At 36.2% G+C, this 24,070-nt stretch carries 24 protein-coding genes and 1 pseudogene; 3 read left to right on the top strand and 22 right to left on the bottom strand.

Going from position 1 to position 24,070, the window contains the following annotated elements:
* The first annotated feature begins 1 nt into the window (after window position 1).
* Genes miaA through L6471_RS06790 form a run of 3 tightly spaced genes read left to right on the top strand, consistent with a single transcriptional unit; the run spans window position 2 to window position 5,315 of the window.
* Window positions 2-898, top strand: a complete 897-nt coding sequence (gene miaA / locus L6471_RS06800; protein WP_027454076.1) for a tRNA (adenosine(37)-N6)-dimethylallyltransferase MiaA — start codon at window positions 2-4, stop codon at window positions 896-898.
* Between the two features lie 47 nt (window positions 899-945).
* Window positions 946-3,501: a transglycosylase domain-containing protein gene (locus tag L6471_RS06795; protein ID WP_237797613.1), complete on the top strand. Its 2,556-nt coding sequence runs from the start codon at window positions 946-948 to the stop codon at window positions 3,499-3,501.
* 44 nt (window positions 3,502-3,545) lie between these two features.
* On the top strand, window positions 3,546-5,315 hold the full coding sequence (locus L6471_RS06790) for an AAA family ATPase (protein ID WP_237797612.1): 1,770 nt from the start codon (window positions 3,546-3,548) through the stop codon (window positions 5,313-5,315).
* Between the two features lie 115 nt (window positions 5,316-5,430).
* Here L6471_RS06790 and L6471_RS06785 read toward each other — a convergent pair whose 3' ends face one another.
* The 22 genes and pseudogenes from L6471_RS06785 to L6471_RS06680 all read right to left on the bottom strand — a co-directional run bounded on the left by L6471_RS06785 (window position 5,431) and on the right by L6471_RS06680 (window position 23,907).
* Entirely contained in the window at window positions 5,431-5,763 is a 333-nt protein-coding gene (locus L6471_RS06785) for a cupin domain-containing protein (RefSeq protein WP_237797611.1), read from the bottom strand.
* A gap of 97 nt (window positions 5,764-5,860) precedes the next feature.
* Window positions 5,861-7,060, bottom strand: coding sequence for a hypothetical protein (locus L6471_RS06780; RefSeq protein ID WP_074614059.1), 1,200 nt, complete (start codon window positions 7,058-7,060; stop codon window positions 5,861-5,863).
* Window positions 7,057-7,701, bottom strand: a complete 645-nt coding sequence (locus L6471_RS06775; protein WP_006282503.1) for an ATP-binding cassette domain-containing protein — start codon at window positions 7,699-7,701, stop codon at window positions 7,057-7,059. The genes L6471_RS06780 and L6471_RS06775 overlap by 4 nt, the downstream gene beginning before the upstream one ends.
* Window positions 7,702-7,704: 3 nt before the next feature.
* Window positions 7,705-9,078: a DUF4836 family protein gene (locus tag L6471_RS06770; protein WP_237797610.1), complete on the bottom strand. Its 1,374-nt coding sequence runs from the start codon at window positions 9,076-9,078 to the stop codon at window positions 7,705-7,707.
* A gap of 18 nt (window positions 9,079-9,096) precedes the next feature.
* Complete coding sequence (locus L6471_RS06765) at window positions 9,097-9,828, bottom strand: 16S rRNA (uracil(1498)-N(3))-methyltransferase (protein WP_006282505.1); 732 nt, start codon at window positions 9,826-9,828, stop codon at window positions 9,097-9,099.
* Window positions 9,829-9,839: 11 nt separating this feature from the next.
* A complete protein-coding gene (locus L6471_RS06760; protein WP_237797609.1) occupies window positions 9,840-10,400 on the bottom strand; it encodes a bifunctional nuclease domain-containing protein in 561 nt (186 codons plus the stop codon).
* Between the two features lie 4 nt (window positions 10,401-10,404).
* Window positions 10,405-11,724, bottom strand: coding sequence for an MFS transporter (locus L6471_RS06755; protein WP_237797608.1), 1,320 nt, complete (start codon window positions 11,722-11,724; stop codon window positions 10,405-10,407).
* 243 nt (window positions 11,725-11,967) lie between these two features.
* A complete protein-coding gene (locus tag L6471_RS06750) occupies window positions 11,968-12,600 on the bottom strand; it encodes a DUF3256 family protein (RefSeq protein ID WP_237797607.1) in 633 nt (210 codons plus the stop codon).
* A gap of 407 nt (window positions 12,601-13,007) precedes the next feature.
* Window positions 13,008-14,135 carry an alpha/beta hydrolase gene (locus L6471_RS06745; RefSeq protein WP_237797606.1) on the bottom strand — a complete coding sequence of 376 codons (1,128 nt, stop codon included), beginning with the start codon at window positions 14,133-14,135 and terminating at the stop codon, window positions 13,008-13,010.
* Entirely contained in the window at window positions 14,132-14,389 is a 258-nt protein-coding gene (locus tag L6471_RS06740; protein ID WP_237797605.1) for a hypothetical protein, read from the bottom strand. Before L6471_RS06740 ends, L6471_RS06745 begins: the two co-directional genes overlap by 4 nt.
* A gap of 126 nt (window positions 14,390-14,515) precedes the next feature.
* Window positions 14,516-15,415 (bottom strand): AraC family transcriptional regulator, encoded by a 900-nt coding sequence (locus tag L6471_RS06735; protein ID WP_027454089.1) that lies wholly within the window; start codon window positions 15,413-15,415, stop codon window positions 14,516-14,518.
* Window positions 15,416-15,610: 195 nt separating this feature from the next.
* Window positions 15,611-16,027 (bottom strand): A1S_2505 family phage non-structural protein, encoded by a 417-nt coding sequence (locus L6471_RS06730; protein WP_237797729.1) that lies wholly within the window; start codon window positions 16,025-16,027, stop codon window positions 15,611-15,613.
* A 498-nt stretch (window positions 16,028-16,525) separates the two neighbouring features.
* Window positions 16,526-16,927, bottom strand: a pseudogene (locus L6471_RS06725) (DUF1810 domain-containing protein); the annotation flags it as partial.
* Between the two features lie 17 nt (window positions 16,928-16,944).
* A complete protein-coding gene (locus L6471_RS06720; RefSeq protein WP_237797604.1) occupies window positions 16,945-17,739 on the bottom strand; it encodes an ADP-ribosylglycohydrolase family protein in 795 nt (264 codons plus the stop codon).
* Between the two features lie 210 nt (window positions 17,740-17,949).
* Complete coding sequence (locus tag L6471_RS06715) at window positions 17,950-19,365, bottom strand: DKNYY domain-containing protein (RefSeq protein WP_237797603.1); 1,416 nt, start codon at window positions 19,363-19,365, stop codon at window positions 17,950-17,952.
* A gap of 66 nt (window positions 19,366-19,431) precedes the next feature.
* Entirely contained in the window at window positions 19,432-19,962 is a 531-nt protein-coding gene (locus L6471_RS06710) for a hypothetical protein (RefSeq protein ID WP_237797602.1), read from the bottom strand.
* A gap of 261 nt (window positions 19,963-20,223) precedes the next feature.
* The gene (locus tag L6471_RS06705) at window positions 20,224-21,054 is read right to left on the bottom strand and encodes a hypothetical protein (RefSeq protein ID WP_006282514.1); all 831 of its coding nucleotides are present in this window, start codon (window positions 21,052-21,054) and stop codon (window positions 20,224-20,226) included.
* Between the two features lie 520 nt (window positions 21,055-21,574).
* A complete protein-coding gene (locus L6471_RS06700; RefSeq protein WP_144263794.1) occupies window positions 21,575-21,832 on the bottom strand; it encodes a hypothetical protein in 258 nt (85 codons plus the stop codon).
* A 474-nt stretch (window positions 21,833-22,306) separates the two neighbouring features.
* Window positions 22,307-22,783 carry a hypothetical protein gene (locus L6471_RS06695; protein ID WP_237797601.1) on the bottom strand — a complete coding sequence of 159 codons (477 nt, stop codon included), beginning with the start codon at window positions 22,781-22,783 and terminating at the stop codon, window positions 22,307-22,309.
* A 2-nt stretch (window positions 22,784-22,785) separates the two neighbouring features.
* A complete protein-coding gene (locus tag L6471_RS06690; protein WP_237797600.1) occupies window positions 22,786-22,980 on the bottom strand; it encodes a toxin C-terminal domain-containing protein in 195 nt (64 codons plus the stop codon).
* 44 nt (window positions 22,981-23,024) lie between these two features.
* Window positions 23,025-23,492, bottom strand: coding sequence for a hypothetical protein (locus tag L6471_RS06685; RefSeq protein WP_237797599.1), 468 nt, complete (start codon window positions 23,490-23,492; stop codon window positions 23,025-23,027).
* Between the two features lie 7 nt (window positions 23,493-23,499).
* Entirely contained in the window at window positions 23,500-23,907 is a 408-nt protein-coding gene (locus tag L6471_RS06680; protein WP_237797598.1) for a hypothetical protein, read from the bottom strand.
* Window positions 23,908-24,070 lie beyond the last annotated feature (163 nt).

Genomic DNA, 24,070 nt, shown 5'->3' with positions numbered 1-24,070 from the left:
TGTGAAAACACTTGTTGTTGTTTTAGGACCTACAGCTGTAGGCAAAACCGAATTGTGTCTGCAAATAGCCGAACACTTAAAAATTCCTATTATTAATGCAGACTCTAGACAGATTTTTGCAGAACTGCCAATAGGAACTGCAGCCCCTACCCTAGAACAACAACAACGTGTTAAACACTTTTTTGTTGGAAGCCATCATATTCAAGACTATTATAGTGCAGCAATGTACGAAGAAGATGTCATAAATATGCTGCCAAAATTATTTCAAGTTCATAACCAAGCCTTACTTACGGGTGGTTCTATGATGTACATTGATGCCGTATGCAAAGGTATTGATGACATTCCTACAGTAGATGATCAAACGAGAAATTTACTAAAGACTAAATTAGAAGCTGAAGGTCTACCATCACTTGTAGAAGAACTAAAACGGCGTGATCCTGAGCATTGGGAAATTGTAGACAGGAATAATCCAAGACGAGTTGTACATGCATTAGAGATATGCTATATGACTGGAAAAACATATACTTCTTTCAGAAAAAATACAACTAAAAAGAGACCATTCAATATATTAAAAATTGGACTCAATCGAGCACGCGAAGAAATGTATACCAATATAAACCAACGCGTCTTGAACATGATGGAAAATGGCATGGAAGAAGAAGCACGTAAAGTATATCCATTTAAAGGCTTAAACTCACTTAATACAGTAGGATATAAAGAGCTATTTGATTATTTTGATGGCAAAATTTCCAAGGAAGAAGCTATTCTAAAAATACAAAGTAACACACGCAGGTATATGCGAAAGCAATTAACCTGGTTTAAAAGAGATGAAACTATCAAATGGTTTAATCCCGATAACAGTAAAGAAATCATAAATTATATCGATAGCAATATCTAAATATTAAATAATTAGGTAAATTTGCACGATATAGAAATATTCAAAATATGTTTGATAAAATAAAACGTTTTTTGCAATGGGCATGGGTAAAATTAAAAGCCTTTTGGCCATGGTATAAGGGTTTGTATGTTGGAAGAGCATGGTATACAAAATGCACTGTTGCATTTGCATCACTTATTGTATTCTTCTTTTTGTATCTAGGTGCCGTTGATATAAATTTTCTATGGCTATTCGGAAAGAGCCCTGGCTATTTTTCAGGCATTCTAAACCCACAAACCAATGAAGCCTCAGAAATATATAGTGCTGATGGTAAACTTATTGGTAAATACTTTAATGAGAATCGTTCTCCTGTAAAATATGAAGAAGTAAACCCTTATTTCTTCAAAGCACTTATTGATACCGAGGATGAAAGATTCTACAAGCACATGGGTATTGACCCTATTGGAATATTCGGTGCAGTAAAAGACGCCGTTCTTCATCACGATGGTCGTGGTGCATCAACGATTACACAGCAGCTTGCCAAAAATATGTTCCGGGTACGATCTCAATACTCTACAGGACTTTTGGGAAAAGTACCAGGATTGAAAATTCTAATTGTCAAGAGTAAAGAATGGATTATAGCAACCAAGCTAGAAACAGTATTCAGCAAAAAAGAAATCATTACGATGTATGCTAATACCGTTGACTTTGGTTCTAACTCTTATGGTATTAAGACTGCTGCTAAAACATATTTTAATACCACACCTAAGGAATTAAGCATAGATCAGGCTGCTATATTAGTTGGAATGCTAAAAGCAACCAGCTATTACAATCCAAAAACAAATCCAGAAAATAGTCTCAAAAGAAGAAACACGGTTCTTATGAACATGGTTAATCATGGTGATTTAGACCGTGCACAAATGGAAACATTGTCAAAGATGCCTATTGACATGAAAGACTTCAAAGTCGAGGAGAACTACGATGGACAGGCTTTATATTTCAGAGAAGCAATATCAGACTATCTTAAGGATTGGTGCAATGAGAATGGCTACGATTTATATTCCAGTGGACTAAAGATATACACAACGATAGACACAAGGATGCAGAAATATGCTGAGGATGCTGCCAACAAGCAAATGAAAATCATTCAGCAAAATTTCGATAATCACTGGTCTATCAACAGAAAACAGGAAACAAACTGGATGAGGCAAGAACCATGGGTAGACGAAAATGGTAAAGTAATACCTAATTTTATTCAGCAAGTAGCAGAAAGACAACCTTTCTACAAAGAATTACTTGCTAAATATCCGAACAACCCTGATTCAGTAAACTACTACTATAAGGAATGGAAACATCCTGTAGAAGTTTTCGATTACAACAAAGGTAAAGTTACCAAAATCATGACATCAGAGGATTCTATCAAATATATGACATCCTTTATGCATTGTGCTATGGTAGCGATGGAACCACAAACTGGTGAAGTAAAAGCATGGGTAGGTGATATCAACTTTAAAACATGGAAATACGATAAAGCAACTGCTCAACGCCAACCAGGTTCGACTTTTAAACTATTTGTATATACCGAGGCAATGAACCAAGGATTAACACCTTGTGACAAACGCCGTGATGAATACATCTCTATGGAGGTATATGACAAGAAGAAACATGAAATGACTACCTGGACACCAGGAAATGCAAATGGATCATTCTCGGGAGACTCTATGCCACTTAAGAGTGCATTTGCAAAGAGTATTAACTCCGTAGCTGTAAGACTAGGACAAGAGATGGGTATTAAGCGCATCATTGAAACCGCACAAAAAATGGGTGTCAAGAGTAAGCTTGATGAAGAACCATCATTAGCACTCGGTTCAAGCGACGTAAATCTTCTTGAAATGGTAAATGCCTATAGTGTTATAGCAGACAATGGCAAGCACCATGATCCTGTATTGGTAACCCGAATTGTAGATAAAGATGGAAATGAAGTTTATCAAGGTCCAACAACAGACGAACAAGTAATACCCTACAAGAGTGCTTTCCTTATGCAACAGTTGCTCCAAGGTGGTATGAAAGAGCCTGGAGGAACTTCTCAAAGTCTATGGGGCTATGTTGGCTCATTTAAAGATACAGATTTCGGAGGGAAAACCGGTACATCAAATAATCACTCTGATGCATGGTTTATGTGTGTTAGTCCTAAAATTGTAGTTGGAGCTTGGGTAGGTGGCGAATATCGGTCTATTCACTTTAGAACCGGAGCCCTAGGACAAGGCTCGAGGACAGCACTTCCAATCTGTGGGTATTTCATGCAGGCATTGCTCAAAGATCCTGAATTCCAAAAATATCATGGAAGATTTGACAAACCACACGATGAAGATATCACACGGGATATGTATGAATGCGCAAGCTATGTACCTACTGTAAAAAGAGATACTACCCGTATAGATACAACCATGACAACTGCTGAAGAAATTCTCTTGGATGAGAATGGAAATCCAATTATACAATCTACAGAAGAGAAATCTACGGGAGAAGAGGATAACTCAAGCAAAAGTTCATCAGTTCCCTCTATAAGCAAAACTAAAAAGAAAAAGGCAACTGAAGAACAAGTAAATTTTGATGATCTTTAAAATAATGGGCATCCTGCAATATACAGGATGCCTTATTTATAAGCATGAAAGAAGACAAGAAACAATTAGCTATACAAAATATAGATTTAGACAATCCTGAATTGCAAAAGGCACTTCAAATTATCAAATATACCCATCGCTCACTTTTCCTCACAGGAAAAGCAGGAACTGGTAAATCTACTTTTTTACGATATATCGCATCAACGACAAAGAAAAAACATATTATCCTTGCCCCAACGGGTATCGCAGCCATTAATGCAGGTGGGGTGACACTTCATAGCTTTTTTAAATTACCATTCCATCCTTTACTGCCTAATGACAGCAGATTTAGTAACCGAAACATAAAAGGCACGCTAAAATATAATAACGAGAAGAAAAAATTACTACAAGAAGTAGAACTTATCATTATTGACGAAATCAGTATGGTAAGAGCTGATATTATTGACTTTATTGATAAAGTACTGCGCATATACAGTAGGAATATGCGGGAGCCTTTTGGAGGGAAACAACTGTTATTAGTGGGAGACATATATCAACTGGAACCTGTAGTAAGAGAAGAAGATAGAAAATTACTAAATCCATTTTATACATCTGCCTTTTTCTTTGAAGCCAAAATATTTCAGCAAATGCAACTCGTAAGTATTGAGTTAACTAAAGTATACAGACAACAGGATCCCGTCTTCATTAATATTCTTGATCACATCAGAACGAGTGAAATATATTCTAAAGACTTAGATCTTTTAAACCAAAGGGTAAATGCTGAGCTGAATGAAGATGACAACAAACTATCAATTACACTGTCAACGAGAAGAGATACTGTTGACTATATCAACGAGAAAAAACTACAGGATCTTGAAGGTGAACCCATGCTCTTCAAAGGATATACAGAAGGAGAATTTCCACTAAATAGCCTACCAACACCTATAGAACTATATCTCAAACCTGGTGCTCAGATTATATTCATCAAAAATGATATAGATCACCAATATGTGAATGGAACACTGGGTACAATAGTAGGATTTGACGATTATGATGACCCAGATACAGCGAAACTATACATTGAAACAGAAGACGGAAATAGTGTAACTGTAGAAAGGACAACATGGAGCAATATGCGATACACTTTCAATCAAACTGAAAAGAAAATAGAAGAAGAAGAAATAGGAAGATACATTCAATACCCTATCCGATTAGCATGGGCTATAACAGTACACAAGAGCCAAGGACTTACCTTCAAACAAGTCAAGATCGATTTTACAGGTGGAGTCTTTGCTGGTGGACAAACATACGTTGCCCTATCGCGATGCACTAGCCTTGAAGGTATTAGCTTAAAAGAACCAATACGAAGAAATGAAGTATTTGTAAGACCTGAAGTAAAACAATTTGCCAAGAATTATAACAATAATAATATTATCAATACTGCCTTAATAGAAAGTAAGGCCGACTTAGAATATTTCAATGCTGTACAAGCTTTTAACCAAGGAGACATGCAAAAAGCGATGGATAATTTCTTTCTAGCCATTCACAGTAGGTATGATATTGAAAAACCTGTTGCAAAACGATATATTAGAAGAAAACTAAATATTATTAATGAGTTAAAAGAAGAAAATAAAAGACTTAAAGAGCAACAAAAGAAACAGGAAGACTATCTGAAAAAATTAGCTGTAGAATATACTCTTCTCGGAAAAGAATGTGAAAAAGAAGGAATGGAAGATGCAGCTATCAACAATTATAAAAAAGCCATTGAACTTTATCCGTCAGCACCTGAAGCAAAAAGAAGACTGAAGAAACTAGAGAAAAAAACGGGAAAATAAGATTTTATACCAAAATTAAAAGTTGATCGCACTACCATAAGGAATCCTGCAAAAAAAATAATTCTCTGCTTGAATATTATAAATCAAACAGAGAATTATATTTTGCCAGCTACTACTAGTGATGTTCTGGAACGATAGCAAGGTAAACTAAATCATGATCAGTATTATTCTCCATAAAATGAGAATGATTGAAAGGACAATAATGCACTTGACCTGTTCTAACCTCTTCCACTGTATCATCATAATGAAAAGTAGCTATACCACTTATAACATAGACAATCTCACAATTTCCCTCATGAGTATGAAGCCCCGTACTAGCACCCGGACGTAAAGTAGAATACATTATCTTTACTTTGTCATCAACAAAATTACGTGTATCCAATGAACCCTGTCCACCCTTAAAGCCTACGAGATGAGCTTCAGCAATTTTATCAAAATCAATAATCATAATTGTGTTTCTAAAAATATAGGCAAATATACGAAAAAAGGCGGACATTTATTTTAAATAATCCACCTTTTTACATTATTTTTTGTACCTATCTACATCAATCTTTGCGGAACCATATATGCATGACCTTACGACGAATAGCAAAAATATTCATTATCGAAACAAGGATAAATAAAATACATCCTACAGTTAAAGCAGGTAACATATTACCATCTTCTATCTGAGGAAACAATGTTTCTATAATATTCATATAATAATCACGAACGAAATATAGTATAAGCCAAGCTATTAAAAGCACTGTAACGTTCAACCCTATTGTTAGAACTTGATAAGGCCTAGCCACAAGACTTGGACTAAATCCAATCATTAACAGGTTTTCTAGTTTTGACGAATTTTTCTGAACTAACAAATAGATACTTAACATCAATATATAAAAACTCAAAATAGAGATGACAAGTCCAACAACCATAACCATTGTTACCATCAAACGGAGAAAGTAGGTAGTCTTTTCTTGATTCATCTTTTCATCCTCTATCTCATAGCCTTTCTTACTCAAATATTCACCTATATGCTCATCAGCAGGATTATTGACATCCATTATCAAACGTGAAGGCTCACTATGACTATCTGGTGCAAAATAGCTATTACTCCAATCCATGAATGATTCTGGAACCAAAATCGTATTCAAGCGACTTGAAAAACCTATAACCTTACCCTTAAAAGAGCGCTGATTGCCATTAGCATGAACAAACATTTCAAAATCGATCATACCTACTAACCCATCACTTAATTTTGGCAAGGAATGGCTTTGTGCAAATCCAAAATTATACATGGTAATATAAGCTCTTGGCAAAATGATAGGTACGACATCAGCACCTGCTGTATATTTCCATTCTTGAAGTGGAACATCAATAAACTCATCGGGAACAGCTTCAACAGGAATTTCCGAATTAAGAACGTTGGTGCCATTCACACCCATATTAGCTGTGACTTTATATTCTGCAGATGTAAATTTGCCTACTTTCTTAACAAATTTCTGAGAAGACACATCATCTATTTCACTATTATTAAAAGTATTAGAACGACCACTAATAGTACTAGCTGTTCCTATCTTCTTATTCATAATAAGATAATCAGCCCTCATAAAACTATCTTCTGCCGTAAAAACAGGCATAACATCCTGATAGAACTGAAAGCCCAATAACACGATAAACATACCAAAAAGATTGGCGAAGAAGAAACCAATAAATTGTGGTATACTAATATGCTGACGTAATAATTTCCAAACTAGATTCATAACTTAAACACCTTTTCATACTTCAAGTCCATATGTTTACCAATACTGGTAACAATAACTCCGGCTCCCTGCTCATGAGCTTCTTTCATCATTATGTCAGCCATTATTCTAGAATTATTATCATCAAGGTGGCTAATAGGCTCATCTGCAAGAATAAAATCAAATGGTTGTACCAATGCACGAATCATAGCAACCCTCTGCTGCTGTCCAAAAGACATTCTACCGACCTTAGCATTAAGCTTGTCAGCGATTCCCAACATGTCAAACCACTCCTTAATCTGAGATTCAGACTTAAAATTTGTAATTTTATTTTTAATCTGAACATTCTCTAAAGCAGTAAGCTCAGGGAACAGACGCAACTCTTGGAACAAATGGCTGATATGATTCTTTCTCATCTCTACCCACTGCTTCACAGAGTATTTTGCCGTATCATCATGATCAAAAAAAACAGTACCCGAATGATCATGACGATAACCTAAAATATAACTACAGAAAGTACTTTTACCACAGCCACTCTCTGCTTCTACCAGATAAAGATGTCCTTTCTCAAAAGTGGCATCCACATTCCATATATCAGATTCCCATTCAGTTCGCTGAGCAAACACTTGAGGAATGACAGAATGTAATTGAATCGTTTCCATGAATTATTTTAAACTATATACTAGCGTATTAATCTTACCAAAAAGTGGTTCTATGAGCGATGACACAACAGCTAAAGGATTGTTCTTATCGTCTACCCCTTTAAGATTAACTACCAGAACCATTTTCTTACCTTGAATAAAATGAACCAAGTCATTATTCATGGCCTTAGGTGATGGAAGAATAGACAGATCAGCTAATTCTGCACTACTTCCACTATAGTATTGCAAATCTGATGTGACACCAAAATAATATGAAGTTTTTGCATCTCTATAATAGAACGCATTCTTTCTCCAATCTGATATCGAACCACCTTTAGGACAAGACTGTTTCCAATAATCTACATCATCCAACCATTTTGCATGGGCAAGTTTTGCACTCATACTCAAAGATAAATGATCTGAAGAATAATTTGGAGAAACAATAGCCATATCACCATCTACGCTACGAATAATATTATCCATATCAACTGCAGAATTCAACCCTGCAAGTAAAGCTACCATAGCCTTGTCATTCTGCATCAAAGGGAGAAATTTAGTACCATCCACATTCAAAAACATTCCCAAAATGGCCGAAGAGGGCATTGTATGCACATACTGTCCTTTAATCGGACGATAAACTTGAATTGCTTTTTTTAGTGAATCATCTATTCTTTTATTAAATGAAAAGGTCTCACCTTGGAATATCAGACTATGATTTTTTGTAGAGATATCTGCAGCAAGCATGATTTGAGAAGCATCCGCATCTTTAGGAGCACCTAATGTAAAAGGTGCTATAAATTTTTCAGGGAGAGCAGCAGCTTGAGCAACTAAAGCAAATGGTGCCGCCATAGAATCTAACCTACTATACAATGGAGACTCTTTTATACCCTCTTCTTCTTCCTGACTGAGATATTTGGCTATTTCTTGCTGTACATCCATTTGAGCAGACATGACAACAGGTCCCATAACCAGTAAAGCATTTTCTGAATAACCAGCCACCCAAGAATCTTTAATAACAGTAAAGTGGAAACCTCTGCGTTTTACAATCTTTGAACAAAAACCCTTCTTTGCTAGATTCTCAAATGTATTAGTTAAGTCATCTTCGTCATTAACCTTAGCACATAAACCGAGATTCCCTTCGGAAGATTCAAACATATAGACTTTTTCTTCGACATCCAGTCCACTATGGCTAACATCATCTATATGAAATAGCGACTTTAAAATGTTATTCTGCTTACCAAGCATACCTTCAGAATTAGCCAATTGAGGAATATCCAAAGATAAAAGAGCCGTACTTTCCTTTGGTATCGAATTGATATAATCATCACTTGAGCAAGAACTCATGACAAGTGAAACCAATAGAAAAGAAAAAACAATGATATGAGAAAATTTAATCATGAACCACAACCTTAAAAATTATTTTCGCATAGCCAATTGAGCCATCATTACACCAGACAAGCCAGCAGTTTCTGTTCTAAGTCTTGCATTACCTAATGATACTGATTCAAAGCCCTGTGACAAAGCATAATTAACTTCATCTATCGAGAAATCACCTTCCGGTCCTACTAAAATCGTAACCTCAGGCACAGCCTCATCTTTAGCCAACAGCAAAAGCTCCGTATACAGATCTTTTTTCTCTATTTCATTATAACAATGACAGATATAACGGTGCCCTGTCGTGTGCGCATCAATAAAATCACGGAAAGCAGTCATTTCATGAACTACTGGCATCCAAGGCTTGCGACTTTGCTTCATAGCCGACACAACAATTTTCTCTATTCTCTCCTTTTTGAGAACCTTACGCTCAGAAAACTTACAATGAAGAAAAGAGAATTCATCTATACCTATTTCAGTAGACTTCTCTGCCATCCATTCTATTCGCTCCATCATCTTTGTTGGAGCTATGCCCAAATGTATTTTACCTTTCCATGCCTTTTCCTGAACAAGCGTATTAGTGATACGGTAATGACAATGCTTAGATGAAGCCAAAGTCACCTCAGCTTCATAAAAAGCACCATTACCATCCATCAAGAACATTTGATCTCCACTTTGTAAACGCAATACTCTCAAAGCATGATTAGCTTCATCTACAGGAAGTTCATCACGATGGCAAGCATCTGGAACATAGAAATATCTGACTTCTTTCATTTCCCAAACAATTATTTAGATAAATGCTTTCTTCGGTTAACTTCATCTCGAATATGTGAAGCCATTTCATAATCTTCTGCAGCAATTGCTTTATTTAAAGCTTGTTGCAACATACTGTCACTTATTCCGTTTATCGGCATTCTCATCGAACTAGAAGAAGGATCAAAATCAACCTGTTGCTGCTTCATTAGCTCTTCACCTATATATATCCTTAAATGAGAAGCTAAAGCCAAGATAATAGCATCAGCTGCCCTAATTGGCACCATATCCAATGTTTCAGAATTAACTAACACTACTTTATATTCACCATCAACAATACCATGAATCAAAACATAAAAATGAGCATCAGAAAATTGTGCTAAAACTTTTGCAAACACACTTGGTAAACGTCTTTCGGCTTCATTCCCCTCACTGTTAAGAAGTTGAATTTCCTTACAATCAGATTGATTACAAGTAATCGATAATTGCTTGGTTTCTTCTTGATTAACGAGGATAATAACACCGGTAGCGTCAACGCCTACGACTTCTGATATATACCAATATTTTAATTCTATTTTAGAAGGTAAATCCATATGCCTATTGCTTCTTAGGAGAACTGAACATAAATGCAAAAAGAACTGCTACAACAAGAGCATACCCTGCAAAAATGAACCAGCAAGACTGCCAATCACCCACGAGGAATCCATTATCTGTCCACTGACAATGAGAATTAACAATCATACCAGCGATAATTGTACCAATTGATGCTCCAAGACCATTAGTCATTAACATAAAAAGACCTTGTGCTGAAGCCCTAATATCTTCACTACATTCACGATCGACAAACAAGCCACCCGATACATTAAAGAAATCGAAAGCGACACCATAAACAATACAACTGAGAATGAAGAGAAGAACTCCTGGCATAGTAGGATTACCAATTCCAAAGAATCCGAATCGAAATACCCATGCAAACATAGAAATGAGCATAACTGTTTTGATTCCATATCGACGCAAAAAGAAAGGAATCATCAAGATGCAAAGAGCCTCACTAATCTGAGAAATTGAAGTTAACAATGTAGCATTATTAGCTGCAAATGAGGATGATATGATAGGATCAATACTAGCCTTAAAACTTGTTATAAAAGGTCCTGCAAAACTGTTTGTTACTTGCAGAGACATACCTAACAAAGCAGAGAAAACAAAAAACAATGCCATTCTACGAGACTTAAAAAGGCTAAAAGCATCTAAGCCTAAAACTTCCATAAGAGACTGTTTCTTTTCACGCTTAACGATAGGACAAACTGGAAGAGTATAACAATAAATAAACAATACAACACTCAATATACCAGAAACAAGAAATTGATTATAAGTATATTGAAATTTAAAGGCGTTTTCAGCAAAAGTAAAAGAAAGTCCATGACCATCCCAAACAGCACAATTAACAAACCACATGGTTACAATAAAACCAATAGTTCCTAATACACGAATAGGAGGGAAATCTGATACCGTATCTAAGCCATGACTCTTCAGGATAGAGAATGCTGCTGTATTAGATAACGCTAATGTAGGCATATAAAAAGCGACACTCAGCGTATAAATGGCAATAAAAAGGCTCTTATTTGCTATTTCTTGTCCTTCTAATGTTTGCCAACCAATAAACCATAAACACAACATAAAGAAACCCGCGAATAAATGACACAATCCCAAAAGTCGTTGTGGTTGTATCCATTTATCTGCAACAATACCCATGATAGTAGGCATAAAAATTGATACTAGACCCTGAATAGAATAGAACCAAGATATTTTATCTCCAAGACCTACAGTTCCAAGGTAATTACCCATACAAGTAAGATACGCACCCCAAACTGCAAATTCTAGGAAGTTCATTAGGGCAAGGCGAAATTTTAAATTCATTTTATTTTTTTATTTGCATATACCATGCAAAGATACTGCAAATTGAAGACAAAACAAAAAAAATGAAACTTTTTTTAGTGTTCAAAAATTGAAGTTGATTATACACAAAAAAAAATTGATTGTCTCACGACAACCAATCTTTATTAACCTTAATAATCTAATACCATGAAAAACACGATGCAAATTTACGATATTTTTCTTATCTTGCAAACATTTTCGATAAAAAAATGTATTGTTATAACATTAGTTAAACATTTTGCCAGTCCATTTAAATTTTCTTTGCAATATAATTGCTTCTAAGCCCTTTTTATCCTCCTGTTTCATCATAGGCAAAGAGAGACTAAAGGAAATTGTATAATCTGAAGGAGATAGTTTAGCATAACACATAAGTGGTTCTATCTTTTTCGTCAACTCAGAATAAGTACTTTGACTCATTGTATCTGGTTTACTAAAGAGCGACATTGGAATCTCTTGTAAATCATAACCACCAAATGGCTTTTCTAAAGAAATTCTATTCCACGAATAATCATAAAACTCTACCTTACTTTCTTGTGCTGGTCCAGAATAAGTAGTTACCATACACAAGATTGAATCGGACTGATAAGGAAGAACCTTCATTTCTACTGTCGTTGAAGTATCTACTTGAAGAAGTAAATAATCAGAAGTCAAACTGTCCATATGACTTTCGCCATGAAATAAATTATCTACACTCGCTTTTAATTTCATATCCTTAAAATCCAGAAATTCCTGACGTAGATTTTTATTAAAATGAGGCATCTGATTATCTGGCATATTCAGCCAAAAGCCACGAATACTCTGTGCAGAAACAAAAAGAGTGTTCATTAACACATATAATAATACAAACAGTTTCTTCATAAACATACTTTAATTGATTATTTAGATAGCAAATTTACAGAATTATCTATAAACTTACAAACTTTTCTTATAAATCAATGATATTTTATTGACATGAACCGTCTTGTATTTTGCGTATTTGTTATTGCAATGCTAGAATGCTTCAAATATGGATTTTTACAGCAAGCCGTATCTATCTGACTATCAATTAATTACCTATCATCCATTTATTAATCTAACAAAAGCATAGCATAAACATAATGTTTGTGGGGTAAAAACATTATGTTTATGGAGTAAAAACATAGTGTTTATGCTGTGAAAGCATAATATTAGTCAGTTCAAATGTAAGTTTTAACCTATCATTAGCTATGGGGTTGTTGGAAAGTAGCAACAAGATACCAAATAGTCAGTCCTAAATTCGTATCGTATCACTTTAAATTCTTGGTAAAAAAGGAGGCCAATTTATCCCAAGGAATAAGATTTTTTGGTTTACCCTTACCCTCCAAATCGGTATAGCCACCATCATAGAGGTCACAATGAGAGGCACCAGGAACAATAAGCAATTCTTTATTATTAGGGTTAGGATTAGGCTTACCTACCACCTTGTACCCCTCAGCCTTGCCATCCACCATGTAATGGTAAGCAGCCTCGCCCATATAACGAGAATGAGCTTTCTCACCATGCATCACGAGGACGGCAGAACGAATCTCATTAATATAATAGAGGAAACGAGCATTCGAGTAAGCTTGGATACCTATGGCACGCCAACCATCATTTGAGTTACCGCTACGCTTGTGATAGCCACGTGGCGTAATATAATAGTCGTAGTAATCTTTCACAAACTGGGGAGCATCCTTCGGTAGAGGATTTACCACACCCCCAGCCATTGCCATAGGGTCAAAAAGACGCTGTCGGCTCACCGTCTCGCGCATATTGTTACGTGTCTCTTCCTTGTCCTCGCTATCGAAATAGCCATTGCCCGCAGTACGAGACAAGTCATACATGGTGCTAACCACTGTAGCCTTAATACGTGTATCCGCTGCTGCAGCATTGAGGGCAATACCTCCCCAACCACAGATACCTATAACGCCTATACGATCAGCATCAACAAAATCCTGTTTTGAAAGGAAATCAACAGCCGCCATAAAGTCTTCTGTATTGATATCTGGGGATGCTGTACAACGAGGTTCTCCGCTACTCTCCCCTGTATAGGAAGGGTCAAAAGCTAAAGCCACGAAACCACGCTCTGCCATCTTCATGGCATAAAGTCCACTAGACTGCTCCTTTGTAGCTCCAAAGGGACCACTAACAGCGATAGCTGCCAATTTACCCTCAACACCTTTAGGCGTATAAAGGTCTGCTGCCAAGATTAATCCATACTGAGTCTCAAATATCACCTTTTTATGATTCACGTTCTCACTCAAGGGAAAAACCTTGTCCCACTTTTGTGTTAATGCCAATTTTTGTTTCATACAGTTAACTGTAGTTTGATTTTTGCCAATGCAAGCTGCCTGCATCCCGCTAAGCAGCATTAATACCATCATTATCTTTTTCATTTGATATATTTTTTTCCATTGTTGATATACATTCCCCTTGCAGGCACCAGTTTCACCTCTGCACCATTCAGCGCATATCGTTTCCCTTTTTGGTCTGCTACAGAGACGTTCTTAACGCCAGTAGTTTCAAGTACATATAGTTTTATACTGATGCGCCCCTGTCCGCCTTTCAGAAACGATTTTAGTTCGTCGATGGTGGAATATTCAATTCGTCCATTGACGCCATGGTCGAATAGCATACTTCCCTCGTTCATCAGCCCAAGATTATTTTTCTTGAGCCGTTCATTATCTATTCATTTAATTATAATGCAAATGTACAACGAAAAAAACGCAACCCTGTTATACGGATTGCGGATATATTTACCCAAATTAAGGTATCGTTATTTTTTTCGTTGCTCAGCATAAAACTGCGAAGGCGTCTGCCCTGTCATCTGTTTAAACAAACGGGTGAAATGGGTGGGATATTCAAAACCCAACTGCTCTGACACCTGTGTTACTTGCATACCACTGAGAAGAAGATTCTTAGCCTTCATCACTATGAAGCCGTGAATATAGTCCTTAGGACTCTCACCCAGAGCCTCACGTACGATGTCACCAAAATAGCCTGCAGAAAGGCACAGTTGACTGGCACAGTATCTCACACTTGGGAGTCCATCCTTCAATTGCCTACCCGTGTCGTAATAATTGATGAGCACCTGCTGAAATCGACTGAGGATATCACCTCCCTCTGTAGTCATCTCCTTGAACTGACGGATGTAAAAACGTCGGCAATAGTCGAGAATTAAGAGTATATAATCGCGAATAATGTCATCATGGACATCGTCGTTTCCATGCGCCTTTAATTCCTCTCTCACATTAGCCATCAAACCTGACAACACATTCTTTTCTTGTTCTGTTAGAAATAAGGCCTCGTTGGCATTATAAGAGAAGAAATGATAATCTGCTAATCTGCGCTCTATCTCTGAACCTTGAATGAAGTGGGTATCAAACAGTAGAACCCACCCATTGTACTGCCGCCTCGTTCCATCATCGTGCTTACCACCAATCTGCCCAGGCGAGAGTGCCAATAATGAGCCACCAGCATCATGATATCGACCAATACCATAGGTGAGGTTCTCTGGAAACTCACTCTGTAAGAATAGTCCATAGACATTATAACGATTCAATGTATGACGAATCGCACCCAGTTCATCATAATGGATGACCGAAACATGCGGATGCCATACAGGAGCCCCGATATCACGGGCATAATCGTTGGCCTCGTTGATATATAAATCCATTTTTGTAGGCATATACCCTTTTTTAATAACTTTAATTCAGCAACACTTATATCTATTTTTCATAATTAGCACATGAGCATAACAAAATGTTATTTTGGATTTATCCACATTGCAGAATCCACCTATTTTAATACTGCAAAAGCCAAATAAGCGAATCTACAACTCATCAAGAGTTTAGTTCGAAGTTCAGGTTAACTATCTTGAAGTATTATCTTTCAGTATATTTACAAAAGATTCTGGCAAACAGATGTTATCAACATCTATAGCATCTTGGAACAACGGAGCTATTTCGCTATCTTTAAAACCAGCAATACCACAACCAATACGTGTAACATAAAAGAACAATTCGGTATGTTCCTTGGCAAAGTCTATAAACAAGTCAACATACGGCTTAATAGTCTCTGCACCACCCTGCATGGTAGGTATCGCATAGCTTTGACCTTGCAATCCTACACCTTGCCCCCAAATAGCTCCGAATTTCTTCACGGCAGCTCTGGCAGCTCCACCTCCATGATAACCACGAAGGTTACTTCCAAAGACGAACACTTCATCTTCTTTCAACGAGGAAATTGCATCAGGAGTATAATCAGGACGAACAGTATCATTATATATACGTACCTCTGCTTCTTCAATTGGCTTGCATAAAGAATCTTTTTTTAGAGTATCAACTACTGCTTTTACACGTACATCATTACAATGTTCTTTCCAGAATACGTCGATGGCATCTGCGATTTCAAACAACTGATTATCTTCAGCCATTTCATAGCGACTGTATATATCATTCATCTCATTGAACAAGCCATCATCCTTAGCATTATCCGCAATTTCTTGGAATATGCTTCTCATATAGCTCAATATCCTGTGTTTAATGTTTGAAACTCTATATACAGAGAAGTCACTCTTATTCCACAAATGACGCGAAACAAGCATTCGTAATGTTTCACCTCGCCCGAACAAATCCAATAATGTACCTATACAGTTATTATACGTCAAATGTTCTGATCCATCAATGCCTTCTAAAAAGGCTCTTGGTACTTCTTTAATACCATTTCTTCTGAATGCATCTTCATCCTTATAATAAGATAACTCTGACGATACAATCTTCAGCGTTTTCTGGCAACGCTCTTTCTTGAAATAGTTTTCCAAGAATTCGGCGAAGATTTCATCTGGAGAAACGAGATCAAATAATGTCAGACAGGAACGGAGCTTCATTGCATCAATCTTTCCGAAAATCTCTTCCGCATCACCATGGATTGGCAATGTGTTCACAATTTCGCGCAAGCGTTTGCCTAACGTATCATGTTCCAAGTATGCCTCTGCTTCAAGAAGAGACTTGATACTATACTTCATAGAAGTGCTACTATGTCCCAATCCTTGGATTTGCGGAAACACATACCACATCCAGTGAGACTGCTTCCAACCATCCTTTACCTCCTGCAAAGCGGTATGGTACGAATCGTAAGAGTCTTGTGCTGTTACGAATCTTTCTAAGTCAAACAGATCAACATTCATATTTTGTCCTCCTCTTTTTACTGATTAACATATTGGTCAAATTCTTCATTTACTTGAAGCATCCATTCTGGAAGCTTTGCTTTTGCATTGGCAATCAGCTCTTCAGGCATACACTTGTAGAAAGCGTATGCCATAGGACCTGAAATGGCAGCAAGGGTATCAGCATCACCACCTAAAGCGATTGCTCGTTTCAAACAGTCTACATAATCACTGCTTTCAAGGAAGCATATCAGCGCAGCAGGGATAGTCTGCTGACATGTCTCATCAAAACCATAACCAGGCTTGATACCAGCATAAGTCAATCTAGACCAATTTGGGTAATATTCATCCAAGACATGATGTCTGATGTAGTCTTTATCTTTTCCTTGCATACCATAATAAATGGCAAGGGCTGTTGCAACAGCTCCCTTGATACCTTCTGGGTGGTCATGCGTTGGTAGTGCAATCTTTGTTGCCAAGTCAATGCACTCTTCTACACTTTTTGCCATAAAGCCGGCTGCAGAAACCCTCATACCACTTCCATTACCATAAGAATGATAGGATGGTTGAATTTCTTTTGCCATAAGCCACTTCGCAAAACGTCCTCCAAAACCTCTGAACCAATCAGCTCGCCCTCTTAATCTAAGATTTGTAGCCATATCTAAATGATGTAAAAGTGCTTCTGCACAAGCAAAAGTGCAGACGGTATCATCTGTGTAGGTATTATCAAAGCCAAGCAAATCTACTTCAGCATACACTTTTGTTCTATGATCAAATTCATAAGGTTGTCCACTAATATCGCCAATAGCTGCACTAAGCAATAGATTATTCATGATATAATTTCCTTTCTTAAATTCCAAACGAAATCCCTTTTGTTTTAATTCATTATAGCTTTGCTTGTTGTAAATATACAATACTTTTTGCAAACTTTGTACGCTAAGTTACAATTTTTCCCGCAAATACAGATAATTCGCCGTCTAAAATAACGGCTGATAATAGTATTTTCTATGTCATATTCATGTTTTTCTCTGATTTGGAATTACTTATTTGACAACCTGATATTTGCCTTGACGCAATTTTTCAATTCGTGGATTTGGGGTTCCCTCATAATATCGGCTCTTGTCGAAAGCAAATGATTTTTCAACAACAAAATCATAGCCACAAACAAATGAGGCAATATCAACATCAGACATCAACGAATCACGGTAATAGACATGGCTATCATCGTGCGAATAATCGGCATTCTTATTATTGTCTGATACACAATCCGCATTTACATAATGGGATGGAAATATCACAAATGTCTTTGGATTGGCTCCAGGCAGCAAACGATTTTCATAGTAAACATGCTTACTGTCGGCATACCAGTTACGACATAGTTCTACCTTATGGATGGTCAGAAAGTCTGTACCTACAGGCATGGCCATCAGTTCTGGATTATATACCGTCTTTCCATCCGTATGAAATGCATTATATATTCCATCTTCCATATTTTTGTGCCTCAATGCGTTGAAGTTTCGTATTTTCGAACCGTAAGCCTCGTAATATACACGATGTCTGTCTTGACCATAGCGATATTGCCCCTTCAAAACAGCAAAAGACGCTGGGTCTGCTCCTTTTACTATATTGTTTTTGTAATAGACACACTTGGCATCAACTGCATAGAAACCATTTAAAGCCTTAAACGTGCGGGAATCTCCTACAGACACCGCTTTTTTATCTGCAAGGACATCAACATCGAGATAATAGACATAAAGGCTATCTAAAGCCCAATTCTCATCTATCTGCCTGAAACTACCCATATCTGCTACATGGAGAGGCTGGTTCCCCATGTAGTAATCATGTGCGTCATGAGCAAGATTTGAAATGCCACCATATGGTATAACAAAAGTGGTAGGCTCTGCACCCTCTATAATATTGTCATTGAACCATACATGGTGCATATCGGTTGCATAATGTTCGTTCAGGACTTTGAATGTACTTGGGTCGGCCCCTTCTAATATTTCGTAATCACAATATACATGATTAATGTCTATTGCGTACGCTTCGTTTAGGCGTTTATAAGTTGAAAAATCACAACCTTTAGGTTTCCTTTCGACGTATGCACTTAAAGCAAGTGTTACAACAAATAGGAAGAAAACTGCCATGGGTATCAATGGGCACAAATAAAACAACCATGACTTTCCCACTTTTTTGGAAAGTTTAAACCACAACCTTATTAAGGGGAACAGATAGATAGGGTAAAGCCTGATAGTCAGTGTTGCACCCCAAAGGCAAATCTCGTCAATTGAAGATTGGCCTGATGTATCCCAGAAAAATATGGACACATAGAAACCTATTGGCCACAACAACAGCGTTAGAAGCATAAACCAGATAAAGATTTTCTGGAGTATCGTAGGCTGTTCTCCCAAAATACGAGCAGTCAGTCCTTTCGACTTATTTTCCTGTTCTATATACATTTCGTTTTATCATTTTGAGACTAAATTCCGATTTAGATGTTATTATCTTTTTCATTTATTTATCGTTCACAGATTAATAGGAAGTGCTATAATATCGTATGGATAGGAAATCCGCTTTACACTATATGGCTCCACAATTCCAGGACAAGTTTCCTTTATCTGTTGATTACTAAAAATCTTAATGCCGCTGATGACAAAATTGTAATCACTATTGTCAAGTGAAGGAGTTATTTCTTTGTAAAGGATCATTGAGAAAGATTTACAAGGCTCTAAGCATTTGATGAAACAATCTTTTGTTGCACTAGGACGCCACCATTCCCCTACCATATTAGGGTCGGTTCCGATATCAAAAATGGAGAAATCACCCTTTCGCTTCATTAGATAATACTTTATGGCCTTTCGATAATCTTTACCATAGTCTTTTGGGTCATACCATATCCACAAGGTTTCGCTATTACTATTGTAAATAGTGACTATAATTTGTTGCACTTGGCAAGTATCATAGTTGACCACTATGGTATCTATTTTCGTGTCGAAAGCTAATGCAAATCGTGATGTTATCATCAATAACATTAATAGTAATCCTAATCTTTGCATGATATTTTTATTTTATGATATCTCTTCAACTGTCGTTAAAACATATACCGTTAATTTGCTATCAAAAATAACAATTTATAATTACTTTACGCTCATTATATATATTTTTTTACAAAACAACTTTTTTCAAACTTAATAAAAAGCTATATTAAATGACTTTTTTAAAAAAAAGTACCTATGTGTAAAGTACTTGCACTTCAAATCCGACTCATTCTGCACACTTTTACACATTTTCATAGTCACGAAAAAACATGGGAGATTTTATTTGTCTAACAGATATGGGAAACTCCAACCATCAATTCCAACAGCACGGAATTCGCCATTGATAAATGAAACTTTCCAAGGATGATATGCCTTCAACAGACCTTCCATTTCAGTTCCAAGTTGCTGATTATCGCTGGGGTTAAGAACTTTTACTTCACATTCTACAAGATTCCCTTGACTATTTACGCGAGCCTTATTGATACAGAACACGATGCGCTTAGCATTTGCCAGTTCAGGGTATTGTTCAACGTGTATCGGAAATAACCTTCGTAATTCAGCATTGTCCTTAACTTTATCAAAAGAAAAACCATCTATGACGTAATTGTGATATACCTTCTTTCCGGTAACTACTCCTTTGTCAATGCTAATAATTTGTTCGTCTTCATAGTTCCGCTCAAAACCTATATGCTGATAGTTAATCACTTTACCTTTAGCCACGCGGATATTTTTCGTCAACCAACTGCCCACAATACAATCTCCTGCAACATGCTTCTTGAACACACGAAATAAGGTGGCAGCTGGAATGCAACTGCCCATGTAATCCTTGGTATCAGAGTCAGAGTGCACAGTTCGAATGCTGTCTAGATATAGCACATTTTGCTTGATACTCCAATAGCCAGTAAATCCATCCCAGTTGGATGTCAATATGGATCGTTCTGAGGGTAACACAGCTCTTAAATCGTGGTATAACAGAGAGTCTACACATATTGGTCTGCCTAACAACTCCCAACGGGTACCATCTATATATATTATGTCACCATCTTGGCCTGTTGCATTAACGGTAATTGCCAAAATCAAATATTGAATGAATAAAAGGACTCTCTTCATAATACAAATTACGATTAATTTAAAATTTCTGTTGCAATATACTAAAAAAAAACGAACCGTCAAATAAAACTACAAAAATTCGCTTATTACGCGACGTATTTGTCTCCAATATAGCAGCCTTGGCGTCGGCTAACGGATACTGAGAATCAGTTATTTACAGAGTTATGTAAAGTACTGACACCTCTTTTTTAGACTCATTCTGCCTATTCTGCACGTTCGAAACGTGATTTTACAGCAGAACTTTTCCATCCAATGTTATTGTTCAATATTTGTTTTATACAAAATTGCTCAACATAAAATCTTACAATCATTTATCACTAACAAATTGCGTTTCTTATTTTCTGTGGTGTTATAGCCCCAAATATAACTAAAGAAGCATCTCAATTTCATACCTTCAACAAAAAAAGAATAGTTGCATTCTCCCTTTGTTTGGAACAAAGCCACATCTTTCTATGCATCCCACATATCATTCTACTGACCATTATAACAAACTTGTATTTTGTACATGATTTTTTCACTATTATTCATGAACTAAAGGATACGATGAACCATTGAATCCATGGATTGAATCGTTTTTGATAAGCAACTCATTATATTTGTCGTTGTATGAGCTTGCATGAGAAACAGACAATTTATATTTGTTGCCACATAATCTGATATATGTTCCATGGACGACTCCTTCACTTCCTCCGTCAAAATTTCTATTTATATTGAATACGTTAGTATCTTTATGTATATAAATTTGATATTCTCCATTAGGAGTGTCAAAATCGTACATAACGTAGTGGTTATGGAGTTGGCAACTACTTGATATCTCAAAATTAACATATATAAGAAAAGGCAATATCATTGAATTAAGCAACATGGGGAATGCAAACCTTTTTAAGGGCTTCACAAGATTGAAAATACAAGATAATGCGACACCAGCAAAACAAACGAATACCGAGGTAAGAAGCATTGTCAGAGTATCCATAAAAGTTCCTGTCAGAAAATATAGCAGGACACATGCAATTACATCTGAAAAAAGTAGAATCAAAAAAAACGTTTCATTCGATATTTGTGATAAGATACAATATAATATTTATACCGGATCATTGCGGTACTATTTGTCCATTCACAACTTTGTATTTACCTGCTAGTAATGACTGTACATATTGTATAAAATTCGTTATAGAATGTCCACTACTCCATTCGAATGATTTAAGTATCCAATCCCAAGAATATGATAAAAAAATACCTAAAAATCCGTGATTCACTGGTTCAAATAAAAAATATGGAAACCTCGATCATCATATAAATGACAAATAGCTACATCCTTATCATTCTCGAAGATAAAAATCATATCAAGACTAAGACTATCAGCTTTGCCCAGTTCGTAACCGTAGTGTTTCTTTATCAAAGTACGGAAAAGGTTCACATCAAGACATTCATCAAAATAGATTTCTAGTAGACCTGGTTTTTTACATCCTCTCTTATAGTTTCTTATAAGCGAATAGTTGGAAGTTCGATTCTTTCTGAGTATTTTCTGAATCACTTCGTATTCTTCCCAAAATGATATTATTACCTTTAATCTAGAAAAAGAAAACTCTTTCAATCTATTAAGTGCGAAATCAATCTTTCTATTGAATGATATCCACTGCAGGTCATACTCAGCCCATGCAATATTTCTTCGTACTTTCCTATATATAACTTTTTGTACGAAACTATAGTCAAGTGTATTGTAGTTCATAACTATTTCTTGAAAATATTTAAATTCTTATCAGCTGTTCCTATTCTATGAAGCTTACCACCATTCTTGATGAATACCTTCCAAACACCACCATTGTGTGATGTATTGTCAAAGGAATAGTATTTCCCGTTATATTCATAAACTTTCTCATTATGACTCATAAATTCACGTGCTAACTTAAATCCTTTTGGGAGCATGGATTTTATGTATAAGGCTTTGCTTTTTCCACACTCTGCTTGTATTAATCTGTAACAAAACTAAAAGAATATACATACCACTTTTGTATTGATTCTTTCTTCCATCTGTTCTTTGTCTTTTGTAGTCCTGTAATATACTGTTTAACACGTTTCTTCTTGGATTCTGTATATTGATTAAATGGTAATACACAGCCTCTAACTTCTTTGATTTTTAATCTGGAGTCAAAAAGAATGAAGAAAAACACCCTATAAGGGTAATCATCATCACCAGGTCCAGGCTTATAATACTCTTTCTTTAAGTAGTCCACCAATACATTTTCCCCATCTGCAAATGTAATCTGTTTTAATTTTACATCATGCTTTTTTCCTTTCTTTGTACAATACGATATTGTAGAATCATTTACTTGAGTATAAACACACCCGAATTCATCAAAAACATCCTCGTTATTCTGGCAATATATTTCAAGTTGCCATAGTATAATAAATGCAAGAAAACACAATACTTTTTTCATGCCATTATTACCTAAAAACTGTACCTGTTGGTGATTCCAAATAATCATATCCCAATCGTCTCATTACGTTCCATTGTCTACCATATATATAGTCCGCGTTATTGGAATGGCTATGTGGCTGTCCTTTTAAAAATAGAATTACATGTCCGAATTCATGGGCAATTCCACAGGAGCGCTGATTTATATTTCCCATAGCATTAATGTTTATCCTAACGTTGTTATTGGTAGATCTTTTATATTCATATGCCCACTCTACGATAAACTCTGCTCTCTTCAGAGAATAAGGTATCTTGCTATTAAGCATCAACTGGAGTTCGTTAAGTCCATCAAGAAAGGCTTGGTCTTTTACCATATATGGAATAGTATCAAACGAGAGTTCCTCTCGGCACTCATAATATACGGTGTCGCTGCTCATTGCTGTTATCTTGCTTGTGACTAACAGAAAGAGTATGATTAGACTTATTATCTTATGTATATATAGTTTCACGAATTCTAGTGATGGATGATTCTGATTATTAATACAATACTTTTTGCAAACTTTGCACGTAAAATTACAATTTTCCTACAAATACAAGCAA

This window comes from Segatella bryantii, from assembly GCF_022024215.1.
GTDB lineage: Bacteria > Bacteroidota > Bacteroidia > Bacteroidales > Bacteroidaceae > Prevotella > Prevotella bryantii.
Note: the sequence above shows the minus strand (reverse complement) of the source record. Positions and strands in the feature narration are given on the sequence as shown.